Genomic DNA, 17127 nt, shown 5'->3' with positions numbered 1-17127 from the left:
TTTGAATAAATTGAGTCTTTTTGACATGAATTCGTTAGCGCTCTCCAAATTGCTTGAGCTTAGTATGTCGTTGTCACGACTTTCGTTGGCGCAAGAGGGTCGCGAGGTTAAGCAATACGCTAAGTCCTTGCTATCAGCATTGAGTCAATCTGTTACCGCTGATGCCATCGCCATTCTCTATGGCGATCAGCATGCATTAACTATCCTAGCTTGCAATGGGTTGAGTGCGGACGCTGTTGGGCGGCAATTTTTGCTTACAGAGCAACCTAGATTGATGTCCATTTTCGAGTCTGACGAACTAGTTAGTTTTCCTGCCAATAGCGACTTACCCGACCCTTACGATGGTCTGTTGCTCGCCGAAGAAAGTCGCTTACCAGTGCATGCCTGCATGGGATTTAAGGTCGCGCTGCAAAGTAGCACCTTATTGATGACGTTCGATTGTCTTAAACCTGATAGCTTTGAGCACTTGTCTGAGGTTTATATGAAAACCCTACAAGCAATTGTCTCAAGTAGTGCATTACGTATGTTTGAAGCTGAGTGCCTCTATGAGCAAGCACGTGCATCTACCCTTACTCAATCCCAAAAGTCCGTTAAAAAGCAAATCTTGGTAGGAGAGAGTGCGGTGATGCACTCGCTTAAATCAGAAATTGAACTGGTTGCTGGTTCTGAATTTAATGTGCTTATTCAAGGTGATACAGGAACGGGTAAAGAGTTAGTAGCAAAACACGTACACTTTAACTCCCAACGAAATGACAAACCGTTCGTACAAATTAACTGTGCGGCACTTCCTGACTCGATAGCAGAAAGTGAACTCTTTGGTCACAAAAAAGGCGCGTTTACCGGGGCCGATAAAGACCGATTAGGCAAATTTGCAGCCGCGGACGGCGGCACGCTGTTTTTGGATGAAGTTGGCGAGCTGAGTCTGACTTTACAGAGCAAACTATTACGTGTGCTGCAAAGCGGTGAGGTGCAAGCGGTAGGTGCTGATCGTATTCATATTGTCGATGTTAGAGTGGTTGCTGCGACTAATCGTGATTTAAAAGAAGAGGTGAGACGCGGAAAATTTAGGGCTGATCTTTATCATCGCTTGAGTGTGTATCCTTTATTTGTTCCTCCACTACTCGAAAGGCTAGATGACATCCCGCTGCTGGTTGGATTCTTTTTAGAGCAGCTAAGAGGCACGCTCAACGCAAAACAAGTGGTGATGGATAGGCAAGCACTCAGCCGATTAATGCATTACGACTGGCCGGGCAATGTCAGAGAGCTTGAACATTGTGTCAGTCGTGCAGCGTTAAAAGCTAAGCATCAACAGTGGCATGCTAATATCATTGAGATCCATGACATAGATATCGCGCCAAAACACCATCAACAAATTCAGCAGGCTGAGTGCCTTACCACGCAAGAGAAAACACCTCCTGTCGCCATGAAATTCGCCGTCGAGCTACTACAAAAAGACATGATCGTTAACGCGATGGAACGTCATGGGTTTAATTGGTCGGCAGCTGCGAGAGAGCTGGAAATGGATAGAGCAAATTTAGTTCGACTGGCAAAGCGTTTAGGGTTGGATGTTAAAAAGCAGATGAGTTGAGTAACCGAAGCTGCTTTTATGAGTTTCAATAACTTAGAAAATTTTTTATTCTGAGTTTTGATTGAATACAAGCGGTTCAAAAAATGAAATCCTAAATGTAATGAAAATTGTTATTAATACTCTTATAAGTTGTTTATTTTAAAAGGGTATATTAAGAAAACTGTTATTTTTATTTAATCTTGCGAAGAATAAATATTGAACTAGGGTTATAGGGCGTCACTCGACATTATTAGGGGGCCCTATGCAGGGTAATAAGCAAGTCATAACAGCGCTAAACCAAGTGCTTACGCTAGAGTTAACATCGATAAACCAGTTTTTTCTACACGCAAGAATGTACAAAAATTGGGGGCTTGAAGAGCTAAACGAGAAAGCATATAAAAAATCTATCAAGGACATGAAGCAAGCAGATGATCTTATCGAGCGCATATTATTCCTTGAAGGGTTACCAAACCTCCAGCATTTAGAAAAGTTACGAATAGGTGAGCATACCGAAGAGATGATGGCGTGCGACTTGGCGTTTCAACTCGATCAGCTTCCGACTTTGCGCGATGCAATTGCGCTGTGTGAACACGAACAGGATTATGTTAGTCGAGAGCTACTAGAAGACATTCTTGAATATGAAGAGGGCTATGTGGATTGGCTCGAAACGCAGCACTTCTTAATCAAAAATACCGGCATTGAAAACTATCTGCAATCGCAGATTGAGGGGTAAGTTATGCAAGGCAATTCTACCGTTATCGACTTACTCAACAAGCAACTTACGCTTGAGCTTTCTTCTATGGATCAATATTTGGCTCATGCCAAAATGTATGAAGATTGGGGACTGGAAAAGCTACACCATAAGTTATCTCACGAATACGAAGAAGAGCTTGATCACGCTAAGCGGATCACGGAGCGCATTTTGTTTTTGGAAGGCACGCCAGATACTGCTTCTCGTGCGCCAATTCACGTCGGTGCTGACGTGAAAGAAATGCTAGAAAATGACTTGGCTGCGGAAATTCTGGTAAAAGATCATTTGAAAAAGGTGATAGCAGTGTGTGAGCAAGCGCAAGATTATGTTACCCGTGAAATGCTCGAAACCCTGCTAGATGACACCGAAATGGATCACATTTATTGGCTTGAACAACATATCAATTTAATCAAATTAATTGGTTTACCAAACTACATTCAGAGCCAACTTGCTAATAGCCCTGAATGATCCCAACCACCGCGCCTACCTTTGGTGCGGTTTCTTTGTGCACCATGAATTGTCTTGGTGATTTATAACGAGCAAGGTATTCGCTATAAAATTAAGCAATCACAATGATTTGAACTAAAGTTTAGTTATGTGTTGAGTTATTAGTAATACGATGAAAATATTATTACTGTTTTTCTGCCTCCTGAGCTCAGTTTGTCTCGCAGCAAACTCCAAGCAAGTGTTTCGTATTTATCATGACGCTGATTATTCTAATTTAAATGAGTCAGCCGAAGCGATAAAAATGGGATTTTTAACCGCATTAGATGAAGTAGATAATCAAATCCAAGGTTATAAGATTGAATTAGTGGCCAAAGACCATCGTGGTAATAGTAATCGTAGCTTGCTTCACTTTAAGCAATTTTTAAAAGACCCGAATGCCTTACTTGTGCTTGGTGGTGTTCATTCTCCTCCTTATATTAAATTTCGTAAATTTATCAATGAGGGTGAAGCGCTGCTGTTGGTTCCTTGGGCCGCTGGTGGACCAATTACAAGATACCCGAGTAAGGGTAATTGGATTTTTAGGCTTTCTGTGGATGACACCAAAGCGGGTAAAGTACTCATCAATTATGCAAAGCAACAAGGTTGTGTTGCACCTCATTTACTCCTTGAGGATACCGCATGGGGGCGCTCTAATTACGACACATTGCTAGCAGAATATAAAACGGCCAAGCCTAACAGCGCGCTGCCCGTATCTTGGTTTAACTGGGCAACACAAGAGAATGAAGCACGGATCATGGTCCATAATATTATTGAAAGTGAGCCGCAATGTATCATTTTTGTTGGCAATGCGATTGAGGGCGCTGAGTTTGTAAAAGCCATGGCAAGTATTGACGAGGCGCAGCGTCTGCCCATTGTTAGTCATTGGGGGGTAACTGCGGGTAACTTTTTTAAAGTGGTTGGGGATAAGCTATCTGCAGATGTCTCATTGGCGGTCCTACAAAGCTGTTTTTCTTTTGAGAATAAACCATTAAGTGCGTTTTCGGCACGGGTATTTAATCGTGCAAAACAGCTTTTCCCGACCGAGTTTGCCAAGCATGGATTTGTTCAAGCAGCTCCCGGATTTATCCATGGCTATGACATTGCTAAGCTTCTTATTGCGGCAACAGAGCAAATAAAACTGACAGATTCGGTCGCGACCAACAGAGCCTTGTTAAAAAGCGCATTTGAGGATTTGCAATCGCCGGTTAACGGTCTAGTAAAAACGTATCAACGGCCTTTTAGTGTCTGGAGTGAAAAAAAAGATTCAGCCCATGAAGCGCTAACCGTGCAAGACTTGTGTATGGGACAGTACCAGTCTAATGGCAGTATTAAACTAGTTTATAGTTACCCGGGGTCGCATTGAAAACTAAATTCACCTTAACGAGTAATCGCGCTTTTTACACCTTTTTAGGGTTAACGGCTATCGTTTCACTTCTGCTCAGTGCACTTTTTGTTGGGCTGAGATCAAATGTCATAGTCGAAGATTTAGTAAGAGAAACGAATGAAACCCAAGCTCAACTCGCAGTTAACAACTTAACTCAGTATCTTGAAAGTCGTAAGCAGATCCTCTCTGACCTTTCTCTACATCCTATTATCGTAAATGGTGCGATGGGCACGGGGCTCTCCGCGGCTAAGTTACGAGACTTTATGCGCAGTTTTCAAATTATAGGTAGAGAAGAAAAGTTAATGGTGATCAATGTATTGGGCGATGTGGTTTACGCAAACTTTGATTCTCATGAAGTGTTAGGCCAAAAACCAAAGTGGCTCGATAAAGTGATCAATGCAGAGCTGGTCAGTGCGATAGATCTCACTCAGATTGGCAACTTGCACTATTTCACAATAGCAGTACCGATTTACTATAACGGCTTTGCTGAGGGAGCACTTATTGGCGAGTTTTCTACAAGTTTAGAGAGTCTGCTGAGCTCCTCATCATCCACATCTTTTCATAGCATTGGTCTAAAAGGCAGGTGGATTAACTTTTCTAACACCCAAAAAGTTGAAACTTACTTTAGTGTAAGCAGTCTCGATGTTGGCTCCACCGATTTAGTATTGGACTATCGTGTAGAGAAAAGTCAGGTCACTGACGAAGTGAAAATATTTGTGTGGGATCTTATTGGTGCTATTGCTTTTGGGCTATTCCTATCATTTGGCTTGCTCTATTTGTTTGGTAAGCAACTTTTGTTAAACCCGTTCAAAAAGCTAGAGGAATCAAGGACAACACTCAAACGCAGTGAAGAGCGATTTAAACTTGCAATATTTGGTAGCGATGATGGTCTTTGGGACTGGGATCTTGAACGGAATGCTGTGTTTTATTCAGACAGATTCAAATCTTTACTAGGCTTTTCGCAAGAGACACAAGCCTTATTCTCTGCGCATATTTCTAGTTTATTTGACCGAGTCCACCCAGAAGACCTCCCCAATTTAGAAAACTCAATTAAGTTTCATATGACAGAAGAAGAGCCTTTTGGTGTCGAGTGCCGAATAAAAACGAGGCAAAACAGCTATCGCTATTTTTGGCTAAAAGGTGCTGCGGCACTTAAAGATGGACAAGCGAAGCGGATAGTTGGTTCACTTTCGGATATTACCGATCAAAAGCTTCACCAAGAAGCGCTGAAAAAGGCCAAGGAACAAAATGACTTACTCGCTCAAGCAATAGAGTGCGCAAATGTCGGCATAACGATAGTTGACGCGACTAAGCCTGAATTACCAATCGTATTCGCGAATAAAACATTTCAACAAATCACCGAATATGGTGATGAAGTACTGGGTAAAAACTGTCGCTTTTTGCAAGGTGAAAATACCCAACAGCAAGCGTTAGTTGAAATCAGGGAAGCAATAATAGCTCACGAATTCGTCAAAGTTGAATTGATCAATTACACCAAATCTGGAAAGGCATTTTGGAATAGTTTGCAGATCTCTCCGGTGTTCAACGAACAAAATCAATTAACGGCATTCGTTGGTATCCAACAGGATATTACCGCCGCTGTTGAGGCGAAAAAGGAACTAGAACAAGCGAAGCAAGCGGCGGAGCAGGGCGCGCAAGCTAAAAGCGAGTTTTTAGCGTCAATGAGTCATGAGATCCGCACACCAATGAATGGTGTGATAGGCATGTTAAGTCTGCTAGAAGATGAGCACCTAACACAAGCTCAATTACATAAAGTGAGTCTTGCAATGGGCAGTGCCAAGTCATTATTAAATCTCATCAACGATATTTTAGATTTTTCTAAAATTGAAGCGGGTAAGCTTGAGCTTGAGTCACTAGATTTCGATATTAGGGCATTGCTTGGCGAACTGATTGAATCCGTTGCGTTGCAAGCACAGAAAAAGGGACTTGAACTTATTCTAGATGTTACCCAACTTGAAAAGCCATTGGTGCAGGGGGATCCGAGCCGGATTCGACAAATCATCACCAATCTAATTAGTAACGCAATCAAGTTTACCGAGCAAGGCGAGATCATCATCCGGGCTTGGTTCAGTGAGGTAGACAATAAACTGAGATTTCATTGCTCAGTTGAAGATACCGGCATAGGGATACCAGAAGACAAAGCGGATAGACTTTTTGCTAAATTCTCTCAAGTTGATGCCTCTACTACTAGAAAGTATGGGGGAACCGGGTTGGGGCTGGCTATTGTCAGGCAACTCTGTGAATTAATGGATGGTGATATCACCGTGAGCAGTCGGTTTGGGCATGGTAGTCAATTTGAATTTTTCGTGACTTTGATCCATGGTGACAATACTCAATTCGAAGCTGCAAAAGTTGATTTGCAAGGGATCAAAATACTCCTAGTTGACGATAATCTCTGCGCCTTGACGAGTTTGGAATCTCAATTGAGGCATTGGGGGGCGGATGTGTATAAAGCCAGCTCTGGAATACAAGCACTATCTCTGTGTGAAGCTGAATACCAACGTGATAAAAATGTGTTTGATATCGCCTTATTGGATATGACGCTTAGAGGCATGTCGGGTGAGCAACTCGGTGCTGCACTAAAAAATGATAAGCGATTCAAAGCAATAAAGCTTATCATGATGACGCAAATGGGTACCAAGGGGGATGGCCAGTTTTACGCGGAGCGTGGCTATTCAGGCTATTTTCCAAAGCCCGTGACAACCAAAGACCTTTTTGATGCGTTAACCATTTTAGCTGAAGATGGCAAGGCGTTGGCGAATGCGAAACCACTGGTTACGAGTCACTATCTGAAACTGGTAAGAAAGGCGAACGAAACCGAATTTACGTGGCCAAAACCTTGTCGTATTCTACTGGTTGAGGATAACAAGGTGAACCAAGTTGTCGCATTAAGTATGCTCAAAAAATTGGGGATAACCCATATTGAAGTTGCCGAAAACGGACTGCTTGCTATTGAGCTGCTCAAGTCACATCAAGATGAATGTCAATTTGAGCTAATTTTAATGGATTGTCAGATGCCAGAAATGGATGGCTATCGGACTACCGAGTTAATCCGAGAGGGAGCCGCAGGTGAGAGTTATCAAGGAGTAAAAATACTAGCCATGACAGCCAATGCAATGTCCGGTGATAGGGAAAAGTGTCTAAATGCAGGCATGAATGACTATCTCACAAAACCCATTTCGGAAGAGCCACTGAGCGAGAAACTACAATATTGGCTATACAAAAGCGAATACGCTTCCTCAGACGATACAGAAGAAACGACTTAAGGGGGTAACTGAAGCAAATTGGCAATATTTCCTATTTATGATAATCTGCACTGTATATAAAAACAGTTGTCAGACTTTGTGTTGAGAAAAGAATTACCCGCCAAATATTACTTAAGCCACTTTAGTGAGCTTAGCGATTATTTACTTAAAGTATGTCAACCGCTATTAAGTAGTGCTCAGCGTGAGCTGCTGGCTGAACTACACCGCTTGCCTGAAGATGAATTGTGTTTGTTGGTGCGGTTTATTTCCCGCAAAACACCTTTTCTGGATATCAATTCACTGCGCTACGAAGAGATCAATAATATTTGTGAAGTCGCGTTTTCATTAAAAGCAAAGGGATTACTTCGTCAGGTACAACAAGACGACTTTCAAGCTCTGCTGCATTGCTTAACTAAACCATGTTTAATTGAACTTGCCGAGCGAGAGAATTTAACTACACTGCCAAATAAATCGGCAAAAAAATCGCTCTGGGTAGCGCATATCAATCAATCTGTCTGCGTTGAACATCTAAATGCACAAGAATACCTATCCCAGTATCTCACGCTCTCATTTCAAGCCGATATCGACTACTTTCTATTTTTGTACTTTGGCAAGGTAGGCTTTAGCTTAGCGCAATTTTCGATGCGAGATCTTGGTGTAATGAATACCAGGAGCGCTGACGCCGCTTACCATGCACATTTTGAACAAAAAGCAGAAGCCGTGAGCGCGTTTTATTATGCAAATGCACTCAGTGAGCTCAAAAACGCCCCTGAAGATGAGTTAGTACAGCGTGCTAGGCAGGCCGCAGCGCAACAATTGCCTGAGGTCGATGGGCAATATGCAGTGATTGCACATGCAAAGTACCTGTTAACGCTTGCCAGAAAGTTAGGTCCTGAATTTTCCCATTTTAAAACCTTACTGGGTATGAGTGAGCACCCTCAAGCGTGTGAGATGTTGATACGACATAATTATAAGCAAGGTGAAGTTGAGCTGGTGCGAGAGCAATTAGAGCGCATATTACAGGGGGAAAGTGATGAAACATTGATGATCTTCGCGGAAGACTTTTATCAGCGTAAATTTAACCAAAAACGCACTTCTGTACTTACGGATATGCTAAGAAAAAGTCAACCTGCAATCCAAATTGATGAGGCTTTTAAGGGACAAACAGAGGCTGGCGTCATTGCTTATTATAAACGTCATGACATTGAGGCCTATCATGTTGAAAATGAAATTTGGCTGGCCTTATTTGGATTGACCTTTTGGCAAGAACTGTTTTATCACCCAAAAAGTATCGTAGCGAATGGGTTTTCTAGAACTCCACTGGCATTAAAAGAAAATCGCTTTTACAGCGAATTTGAGGAAGAGATTGAATGTCGCTTAGCGAATTTTACAGATACTTCTGCTTGGATGAACTGGCTTCTACGCCAGATGAGCGAACATTACGGAGAACCCAATCGGTTGTTTATTTGGCACGATAAGATGCTCGACTCAATAAAAATATTATTGTCTAACTTGTCAATTGAGGATGTCAAATCTGTTTTAAGGCTAATGTGTCGTGATTTTCATCTGATGAAATCTGGTTTTCCCGATCTGATGATAGTCGACAAAAAAGCGGGTTTAAGGTTTGAAGAAATCAAGGCACCTGGAGATAGTCTTAGCCGAAGTCAGCTAGTTAACATTTCTAAACTCTTGCAATGCAATATTCCCACGCGACTGCAAACCGTTGAATGGCATATTTGCAAAGAGCAACCTTATGTCGTTGTTGATATTGAAACCACCGGTGGCAATAAAGAGTTTGATCGCATTACCGAGGTAGCCATGGTAAAAGTCGTTAACGGCGAGGTTGTTGCTAAATGGCAATCACTTGTTAATCCGATGCGTCGTATCCCACAAAAAATCACTGAACTGACAGGGATCACTCAAGCAATGGTAAGTGATGCTCCGAGTTTTTTTGAAATTTTGGAGCAAGTTGAGCTGTTTAGCCAAGGTGCTATTTTTGTCGCGCACAATGTGAACTTTGATTATGGCTTTATTCGGCAGGAATTTGCTCGAGTCGGCCGAGAGTTTACTCGTGCGAAGTTATGTACTGTGCAGTTAGGCCGAAAGTTCGTGCCGGGCCTGCGCTCTTATGCGCTCGGAGCGTTTTGCCAAGCGATGAATGTATCCTTGGTTAATCATCACCGAGCGATGGATGATGCTTATGCTACCGCTGAAATTTTCATTAAAATCAATGCAATAAGACAGGAAAGGTAGCATGTCAGCGGTTCGTTTAATGCATCAGCAGATGGGTCTATTTTGGGGGGCTGGCGTGTGGTTAGGGACACTTTGCGTATCTAAGCTACCTTGGCAAGCGGTTATTTCTGCAGTGGTGTTGTTGGTGATCAATGTATTTATATTTGCACTTTTTTGGTGGGATAAGCGCGCTTCAACGCTTGCTCAATCGCGTATTCCTGAGCGTAATTTACTACTGTGTGGGTTACTTGGGCTCAATATTATCACACCAGTGGCAATGTATATGCTCAGGCATAAAACCATCAAACCGAGCTTTAATTTTAAGCTGTTGATGGTGCTCATAATGCAGACTATTGTATTCGGTATGCTGTTTATTTGGTTATTTATATAGGCCCTAATACGCTAATAGAATTTTTTATTGATAAATTTTCTTTGTTGACTAATTATCAGTAGGATAATTGGTATCAATGAGAGAACAATAATGAACAAACTAGAGACGTTATTAAGTCAGTATGCCATGTATCATCGCAGCAAAAGAAACATTCTGACTCACTTTTTTGGGATCCCGTTAATTGTCATTGCTGTTGTGGGTATGACTTTTATCCCGTTATTCGATGTATCAGGAGTGACCATCACGCTTGCCGCGCTGATAGGGGTAGTTTTATGTGGCTATTACCTGATGTTATCCCCCATTCTCGGGCTCATGATGAGCGCCATCATACTGGCTTTTTATTTCCTTGTTCAAACGCTGAACCCACTCATTGTTAATGCAGGAATATTGACCGTATTGTTTTGGGCTGGTGTTTTTTTTGTAGGTTGGGTGTTGCAGTTTATAGGGCATTATTTCGAAGGAAAAAAGCCTGCGTTTGTCGATGACTTGATTGGTTTAGCAATTGGACCACTGTTTGTGCTTGTGGAGCTTTTATTCGTATTAGGACTATGTAAAAAGCTCGAAAACAAAATAGTGAATAATGCTGGAGAGTATAAAGCATAGGCAAATAGTTGGGCTGAAATGTGATTTCTGCCCAACTAACAATATCGCTTAAGTTGTCATGCGTGTTTCTAATTTAGAGCCTTTTATTATCGTGATATCTTGGCAATTTAATCTTACTCGGCCACAGCGGGTTTCCAATAAAAAGGTTGCTTCCGGGTAATCTTCGCCACCGGAATCGACAAATTGCTTGCGTGCGCGGTGAACCATAATGTTCATATGGTTTGTTTGTACGCCGAGTGCTTTTGCTAAGTCATCGCGGTAAACCCAACCTTGAACATCCGATTCAAGGCCTGCATCTTTATCTTGGATCCGAGTTCTGGCAAGCAGCAACAGTAAGTAGTGATGACTTCTGACGCCTAAATCTAGGTGTTTATCGTCAACACTTAGTGTTAGCTGAGTATCTTCTTCGTCTTGACTTACATTGAACTCTAATGCCATTGGCTTGGCAGCTTTTTGGCATTCAAGGTGTTTAGTTACCGCGATTGTCGTGGCAGAAAAAAACATCCATTGGTCGTTCATCAGCGATACAATACTGCCATCTATTAAGGCTTGTCGATCTGAGGTATTTAGATCTTCTAAAAACCAATAGTTGAGCAATTTATCATAGTAAATGATGTGTTTAGGGTCATCTTCACTAGGAAGTAGAAGTTGATTCGTTACTTCTACTACTTTTTGGTTGTTTGACTGAGAAACTAAATATTGACACTCTGTTTGCAAGTTCGCCGCTACAAACGAGTTTTGACCAGGTGCTGCAAAATCAATCTTATCATTTTCGAATAGCTGATACGGCAGGTTCTTGTCGAGCTTTTTATCGTTTATCCAGATGCCGTTTGTACTTACATCTCTAATAAACCATTTGTTTTCATTGAGTTCGATAATGGCGTGATGTCGCGACACTCCCGGCTTGTCTATCAAGGTATCTACACTATATTTATAGCGGCCTACCGTATGATAGCTTTTAAGATAGACTCGTTCGAGTTTCTGTTCGTCGATTAAATAAGCCATAGTTAGTTCCGTATAACTTTGATGAAAATTACATGCTTATACAAAATAGATATCACAATTCAGCAAGGCGTAAATTTCATCTATATCAATGTATAAGTGCCGTGAAGCATACAATTTTATTTCCTTCTACTCAATGATAAAGACCCACGAGGTGGGTCTCGTTGAGGGAAGAATTCACCAGTACTTACGTACCGGCTTGGTCTAATTTGGAATTACAGTTTTTCTAGTTTGACGCAGAATCCCAAAGCTTAAACCAATTGTTTGATATTAGGGTGATAAATCCTAGCAAACATCTTCAGTCTAATTCGTTTACTTTAATTTAGCTATTACACGGCATTACACTGAGATTACAGGAGTTTTAGACTTCATTGACTTGAATATATTCACGGTATAAACCATATTTTAATTAGAGAGGTGTGAGATTAGATCTCATGTGCTCGAGCTTCGTAACCTCTCTTACTTTTCCAGTTACCAAAAATAATTTTTTACTGCCTTTACACTGGTTGTTCTTTTTATCTTTAGTTGTGGATTGTTAACCACAACATAAAAACCAGACTTTCGAAGGGCTTTATAAAAGCAGGAGTATAAAATGGGCCAATACAAAGCGTTAAAAACCGTTAAGTTGGAAGGGGTATTTCAGCTTTGTGATCACTTCGATTCAGAACCTTTAAATATGGACAGTAGCGCGGTTAAGGTAGTGACTGACTTTACTCGCAGGCAGCCTCAAGTGATAGCAAAAGACGTCGATATTGATCATGCTTTATACATGATGAAAAATGGCCATGTGCGCTCAAAGCTCGTTGTTGACGAAGATGATAATTTCTTGGGAGTGGTAAATTGTCGTGACCTCACCGGCAGAAAGGTCTTAAGTGTTGCACAAAGAAAACAGGTGTCGAGAGAAGATGTGTGCGTTGAAGATGTGATGGTGAGTAAAGAAGAGCTATATGCTGTTCCCTATGAAATGGTTGCCAAAAGTACGATAGGAGATGTGCTTGAAACATTACAGAGTTTAGGATTGCAGCACGTTTTATTGGTTGGTCCGGAAGGGCTCCGGGGTATGATCTCTGCTAGTGATATCGCAAGAGCATTGCATATTCCAGTGAGTATTTTGCAAAAGCCGACTTCATTTAAAGAAATCTTTGGGGTGGTTAGCGGTAAGGAAGACTTAGCGAATTAGGTTTTATTATAACGGGACGAGTTGTTTTCATCGGAAAAGTTTAACGCTGCACAATATGACAATTTGGTAGGCTCTTTTCATTCTCCTAGGTGTGGTTTAACAAACCACACCTTCTTAAATCTTATAGGCTCTCGCTTTGTAAGTACTTAATGGCCCCTCTAATTGCTGCCACTTGACCCGCGATACAGTTTTCTGGTGTTGCGTTTTGACCATCAGGATAAACTTCAGTTGTTGTTACAAAAGCGGCATTTGTCATACCCATACATAAACCGAGCGCAGTGCCATCATAATTAATTACACCGTGCTGCTCTAAATCAACACCGATTAACTGCCCATGGTCATCTGCATCAGCAATTTGCGTTACCGCAGCCACTTCTTCGATAATGCGTTTTTGAAATTTAGCTTCCGGTTTTTGAGTATGTCCAACTAAATAGAAACCGTCAGGAATGTTCCAATTGTGATTCTCTTTACCATCTCTTGCTGCCAATGCAGGGCGGAATTCAGAATTATCAGAATCTGTGGTTTCGTGTAAATCAACATGACACAGAATATCTGCTGCTTTCTTGTCGACAAAGTTAATTGCCAATCGAGACTCAGGCGCTGGGCTATCTGCATAAAAAGAGCGGTTAGGATCAATGGCTTGTGGATTCCAGCGGTTTATCGTTTCATAGCCCCAAGGGCTCAAGCAAGGCAAGATAATGAAATTATAAGCCTGTTCATATTGTTGCGCTTCTGATTTTGCAAAAGCGAGCGCTCCATGTACACCGCTTGTTTCATAACCATGCACGCCACCGGTAACGAGTATGGTTGGTTTGTTTTGCTGCCAGTTTTTTGTTGTTAATGCATATAGAGAATAAGTTTGATTTGGGTAGTCAAGCTGACCATACTCGGTGACGTCAAAAACGTGTTTGAGCGTTTCTATTTGAGTTATGACCTCTTCAGAGTATGAGCGTTTGATCGATTGGCTTTCTAACCACACTGTTTTTTCTTTGGAAGTCCAAGGTACGCCGGGCGTACCTATCGCATATTGTCTTTGCATAATAACCTCGTTATGAATTTAGGTTATCTTACTCAATGCCTCGTTTTGAAAGCAAATTTATAAGGTCTACTACACACCAATAAACTTGGGATTAAATATATCCCAGTAGTTTAAGGCTTTGCTGTTGCGCAAGGTTGGGTTTGAAAGACCAAATTCTTAGTACACCGCTTGTCAGATAAAGCTTGGTATAACTAAACCAAAGTAATCGTTCCACCGAGATTTTTTCCACTTCTTCTGCTGGAATATAGTGCTTTTGGCCTAACAGGCTGTGATAAACCACGCCTTGATTGCAGATGATTACTCGGCTTTGACCACTGAATATTGCCCATAACCCTGTAACAATATAAAACATGATTGCTGCAGATAGCGTTAATTGGACAAAAGAAACCATGCTAATTCTTTCTGACACGATTAAGGCATCTAGAACAAGCAAGGTAAACGCTATAATAGAAAGGGAAATGAAAAATGATAAGTTCATTCCTAGTTTTAACTCTTTCATTGTTGTTCCTATTTTTCTTTGATTGATTCTGAGAGTGTGCAAATTATTTCAACAAAATGAATCAATTGTGGAGGTAATGATCTTTTCTTACTAAATCAAACTTTATAATTGATATTTTCTCTTAGGGCTGCTTCTTTAGTCGTATGTATTAGTGGTGTTGCTTTGCAGGGATAACGCTTTTTAGCGGTAGAGGTAATAAAGTTGGCAGTATTTGGGAATTTTTTAATTGTGAAAAGTGAAATGTAATAAGTGGAGCCTTCTTATTTTTTCGACTTTTTTACGGCCTACGGGATGTGGCGTAATTGAACTTGCACTTTTTTAATATGACAAATGGAAAAAGTTAGCATATGTTTAAATCTTAGCGTTTTTTGTTCCGTCTTGAAATATCTGTGAGCTTGTCTTGCAGAAAAGGGTTAAGGAAGAATTATGAAATTTGAACAGCTACTCAATCACTTTGACACAGGTATTTGTGTCGATCAGATGCAAAAAGAAGCCCTAATTGATATCGCATTACTATTTATTGGTGTTGATGGGGTCATCAGTGAAAGTGAAAAACATGTTGTGAGAAAGTGGGCAAAAAGTCTTCAGTGGAACTCTGCAATCGCATTAGACGATTACATCGAAGATAGCCTTTCAAAATCTGTTGTTGCGATAAAAAATAATGACATTGAAGCTTATGTGCAACACCGCATGAATAACATTATCGATGAGCCGATGCGTAAACTTGCGAAAGACTTAGCCGTGCGTGTTATTGAAGCCGATGGCAATGTGAAACAGGCAGAAAAGGACGCACTCGCCATTCTTGAGGCTGAGCTATAATACTGTCTTTGGCAGCTAGGTCAGTGGACCCAAGGTATCCAATTAAATACTGAGGTCCACTGATGTCTAAGCGTCTTTTTGGCTCTGAACTACGTAAATAATAAGTTGTGGTCTATTTGGTTTTCTCATGTTTGAGAAAATTGCTGTATTAGGCGTGTTTGCTGCTCAATTTGACTTAGTAATTCTTGACTTAAAGTAAAAGATTTCTCGCCATGTTCTGTGCCTCTCTCTGCGAGCGTAGTCACGCTGTCAACGTTTATGCTTATTTGTTTTACCACACAACTTTGTTGTTCAATGGCGGCGGCAACACTGCGATTTAAATCGGCTAAATGCATGACATGACTTTGAATGGTATCAAGGCTTGAACCGTTATTCTTTGCAAGGTCAACACTTTGATTTGATAGACTATTACTTTTTTGCACTGAATCAACAGCAGAGCTGGAAATATCATTTAGTTCTTTAAGTAATTGCGTGATTTCTTCTGTGGAAGTTTGTGTGCGCTGTGCAAGCGTGCGAACTTCATCTGCTACAACTGAGAATCCCCGGCCATGATCGCCCGCTCGGGCGGCTTCAATTGCCGCATTTAGCGCAAGCAAGTTGGTTTGATCGGCAATAGAGTTGATAACACTAAGAATATTTTGAATGCGGTCATTTCCCGATACTAAGCGATTTACGGCATTGTTCACTTCCATTAAATGCTCATCAAGATAGTGAATAGAATCGATAACGTCTTTTACTGCGGCTTTACCAAGCCCAGCTTGGTGCTCTGAATTATTGGCTGCATCTGCAGCATGGTTTACGTTTTCTGAGAGCTCATCAATCGTTTGCGAAAACTCGTCCATGCAAACAACCATTTCTTTTGCCTCGCTTGTTTGCTGTTTTAGTAACTCGGCAACGAATTGACCGCTTTGTGTGGTAAGTTTTGCATTTTCACTTACTCGAACAGATACATCGTTCACTCTGCCTACTACCGCAGAAATTTTCGCCTTTTGCATTTCTAATGCCAGTGTAATATCGGCAACTCTGTCTCGAGATTGACCGTATATCACAGACATTAAATCATTATCAAAAATCGTTTTGGCTTGTGTGAGCAAAGCTTTATATTTAGAGCGAAAACGTGCGGTTAACGCAATCGTGATGCATAACAGAGTCAATGGTAGCAGGGTAAACCAATGATTGTTTAATAGAGGGGCTAGAGGCAAAGTTATCGCGACGAAAAGCAATAACATAAATGAGAGGCAAGTGCTGTCATAGCGACTCGTTTTTTGTTGGCTATCAAGAGTGCGATAAGCATTTTCTGCGCGTTTGATTACTTCGGAAGAAGGGCAAGTTCTTACAGATTGGTATTCAACTATGTTGCCTCGCTCGTCTTTAATTGGAGTGACGAAAGCGTTTACCCAATAGTAATCCCCATTTTTTGTTAAGTTTTTAACAGGTCCCATCCAAGATTGGCCGTTTTGAATGGTAGACCACATATTTCTAAATGCCGCTTTTGGCATATCCTGATTGCGCACTAAGTTGTGCGGCTGACCAAGCATTTCTTCAATGCTAAAACCCGCGATGTCACAAAATGACTGATTTGCGTATGTAATTCGACTGTCCAGATCCGTTGTTGAAAGCAATACACTGTGCTTGCCTAACTTTATTTCCCTACCCATTATTTTTGACATTTGTTTTTTATCTCGGTAGCTAAAGACAAGGCGAAATATAAATCTAAGACTTTATAGTCAGAAGGTTTTTTTAACCAAACCGTAGTTTAATAAAAGGTTTGCTGACCAAGATCAGGTTTATCCATGGTTACCTTAACCGAGATTAATTTGATTGTGATACATCAATAAATTCAACCCGTTTTCATGTTATTGAGTGTAATTAAAGGTGGTATGGAATTCGCTTCAGTTACAATCATTA

At 41.1% G+C, this 17127-nt stretch carries 14 protein-coding genes; 10 read left to right on the top strand and 4 right to left on the bottom strand.

The window, feature by feature from the left end:
• The first annotated feature begins 25 nt into the window (after positions 1–25).
• The 8 genes from norR to A587_RS0114365 all read left to right on the top strand — a co-directional run bounded on the left by norR (position 26) and on the right by A587_RS0114365 (position 10680).
• Positions 26–1588 (top strand): nitric oxide reductase transcriptional regulator NorR, encoded by a 1563-nt coding sequence (norR, locus tag A587_RS0114400; protein ID WP_017218145.1) that lies wholly within the window; start codon positions 26–28, stop codon positions 1586–1588.
• Positions 1589–1829: 241 nt separating this feature from the next.
• Positions 1830–2300, top strand: a complete 471-nt coding sequence (bfr, locus tag A587_RS0114395) for a bacterioferritin (protein ID WP_010374801.1) — start codon at positions 1830–1832, stop codon at positions 2298–2300.
• Between the two features lie 3 nt (positions 2301–2303).
• Positions 2304–2786: a bacterioferritin gene (gene bfr, locus A587_RS0114390; RefSeq protein WP_010374799.1), complete on the top strand. Its 483-nt coding sequence runs from the start codon at positions 2304–2306 to the stop codon at positions 2784–2786.
• A 151-nt stretch (positions 2787–2937) separates the two neighbouring features.
• The gene (locus A587_RS0114385) at positions 2938–4167 is read left to right on the top strand and encodes an ABC transporter substrate-binding protein (protein WP_017218144.1); all 1230 of its coding nucleotides are present in this window, start codon (positions 2938–2940) and stop codon (positions 4165–4167) included.
• Positions 4164–7475 carry a response regulator gene (locus A587_RS0114380; protein WP_017218143.1) on the top strand — a complete coding sequence of 1104 codons (3312 nt, stop codon included), beginning with the start codon at positions 4164–4166 and terminating at the stop codon, positions 7473–7475. The genes A587_RS0114385 and A587_RS0114380 overlap by 4 nt, the downstream gene beginning before the upstream one ends.
• A gap of 78 nt (positions 7476–7553) precedes the next feature.
• Positions 7554–9707 carry an exonuclease domain-containing protein gene (locus A587_RS0114375; protein ID WP_017218142.1) on the top strand — a complete coding sequence of 718 codons (2154 nt, stop codon included), beginning with the start codon at positions 7554–7556 and terminating at the stop codon, positions 9705–9707.
• Between the two features lies 1 nt (position 9708).
• Complete coding sequence (locus tag A587_RS0114370) at positions 9709–10077, top strand: DUF1294 domain-containing protein (RefSeq protein WP_017218141.1); 369 nt, start codon at positions 9709–9711, stop codon at positions 10075–10077.
• A gap of 90 nt (positions 10078–10167) precedes the next feature.
• Positions 10168–10680, top strand: a complete 513-nt coding sequence (locus tag A587_RS0114365; protein ID WP_017218140.1) for an Mpo1 family 2-hydroxy fatty acid dioxygenase — start codon at positions 10168–10170, stop codon at positions 10678–10680.
• Between the two features lie 48 nt (positions 10681–10728).
• Here the strand turns inward: A587_RS0114365 and A587_RS0114360 are convergent, their stop codons facing one another.
• Complete coding sequence (locus tag A587_RS0114360) at positions 10729–11685, bottom strand: FHA domain-containing protein (RefSeq protein ID WP_010374789.1); 957 nt, start codon at positions 11683–11685, stop codon at positions 10729–10731.
• 589 nt (positions 11686–12274) lie between these two features.
• Between A587_RS0114360 and A587_RS0114355 the strand changes: the two genes are divergently transcribed.
• Positions 12275–12862 carry a CBS domain-containing protein gene (locus tag A587_RS0114355; protein ID WP_017218139.1) on the top strand — a complete coding sequence of 196 codons (588 nt, stop codon included), beginning with the start codon at positions 12275–12277 and terminating at the stop codon, positions 12860–12862.
• 121 nt (positions 12863–12983) lie between these two features.
• Here the strand turns inward: A587_RS0114355 and A587_RS0114350 are convergent, their stop codons facing one another.
• Positions 12984–13901 carry a M14 family metallopeptidase gene (locus A587_RS0114350; protein WP_017218138.1) on the bottom strand — a complete coding sequence of 306 codons (918 nt, stop codon included), beginning with the start codon at positions 13899–13901 and terminating at the stop codon, positions 12984–12986.
• 91 nt (positions 13902–13992) lie between these two features.
• Positions 13993–14400: a hypothetical protein gene (locus A587_RS0114345; RefSeq protein WP_010374784.1), complete on the bottom strand. Its 408-nt coding sequence runs from the start codon at positions 14398–14400 to the stop codon at positions 13993–13995.
• Positions 14401–14826: 426 nt separating this feature from the next.
• On the opposite strand from A587_RS0114345, the gene A587_RS0114340 reads away from it, so the two are divergent.
• Entirely contained in the window at positions 14827–15219 is a 393-nt protein-coding gene (locus tag A587_RS0114340; protein ID WP_017218137.1) for a hypothetical protein, read from the top strand.
• A gap of 125 nt (positions 15220–15344) precedes the next feature.
• Here the strand turns inward: A587_RS0114340 and A587_RS0114335 are convergent, their stop codons facing one another.
• Positions 15345–16877, bottom strand: coding sequence for a PAS domain-containing methyl-accepting chemotaxis protein (locus A587_RS0114335; protein ID WP_017218136.1), 1533 nt, complete (start codon positions 16875–16877; stop codon positions 15345–15347).
• Positions 16878–17127: the final 250 nt, after the last annotated feature.

The organism is Pseudoalteromonas sp. NJ631, assembly GCF_000276645.1.
GTDB lineage: Bacteria > Pseudomonadota > Gammaproteobacteria > Enterobacterales > Alteromonadaceae > Pseudoalteromonas > Pseudoalteromonas piscicida.
Note: the sequence above shows the minus strand (reverse complement) of the source record. Positions and strands in the feature narration are given on the sequence as shown.